Annotated in this window: 1 protein-coding gene; it reads left to right on the top strand. The window is 61.1% G+C overall.

Annotated features, from left to right (window positions below; all coding sequences use genetic code 11):
• The first annotated feature begins 225 nt into the window (after window positions 1–225).
• Window positions 226–537, top strand: a complete 312-nt coding sequence (locus KBI52_RS01175) for a hypothetical protein (protein WP_210804827.1) — start codon at window positions 226–228, stop codon at window positions 535–537.
• Window positions 538–825 lie beyond the last annotated feature (288 nt).

The raw sequence follows: 825 nt of genomic DNA, 5'->3' as shown, positions 1-825 counted from the left end.
GACATCAACATCTTCGGAACGTGTACCGCCTTGGAGCGGCGGAGTTGCCCATGAAAAAGCCCCGTCGCGATCGGGCTGAACGGGGCTGAAGTCTACGGAGGCCGGGGGCAAGGAGAGCACAGGGGCTGTGGAACGCCTCCGCTACGGGATAACTCCCGAGGCCCAGGAATGTTGCGCTACAATGCCGGAAAACAGTGGGGCTGGTGCAGGATCCAGGAGGAACGCATGGGCGAGTGGAAGACGGTCTATGAGGACGAGGTTGAGGAGCGCTGGGTCGCCCTCAAGGTCTACGAGAGTGAGGATGAGGGGGAGGAGGATGACGGTCCGGTGGTCCGCGTGACAGTCACACCCATTGCCGATGAGGCTAGTGAAGCGGAGGAGAGGGGCGACGGGCCAAAGCCCGCTGTTGGGCGAGATGCGGACGACAACTCCATCACCTTGGACCCTGATGCTGTCGAGGACCTCCAAGAGGAGCTGCTTGAGATTGGCTTCAGCCCAGAGGCGGCTACTTGGATCGTCAGCAAGGTGCCTGTCTGAGCGACGCGGCAGCCGTAAACGAAGGGTAAACGCGCCCGATCCGTTCCATGCTCATTGTGCATGGCAGAGGCGATCACTTTCCGGTTTGTCCCAGGCCAGGTGCGCTGTAGATGACCCCTCCTCCGCTACGGTCTCCCGGTGGCGGGTATCCTCCCATAACCCAGCCACCCCAGCAGGTGGCCGTTTTTCTGGCTGCCCGTGCGTGGCGCCTTCGCGCGTGGGTTGGCTCATTATTGAGGTTGCGTCATGTTTTTGTCAGTTGTTCTTTCAGGCCTACATCGATGGCTG

This window comes from Microvirga sp. HBU67558, from assembly GCF_018069605.1.
GTDB classification, from domain to species: domain Bacteria; phylum Pseudomonadota; class Alphaproteobacteria; order Rhizobiales; family Beijerinckiaceae; genus Microvirga; species Microvirga terrae.
The sequence above is the reverse complement of the archived record's forward strand: the minus strand, read 5'-3'. Positions and strand labels throughout refer to the sequence as shown.

Excerpts from the sequence above, each read along its gene's own strand:
- KBI52_RS01175 (WP_210804827.1), top strand. The coding sequence starts at position 226 with ATGGGCGAGTGGAAGACGGTCTATGAGGACGAGGTTGAGGAGCGCTGG.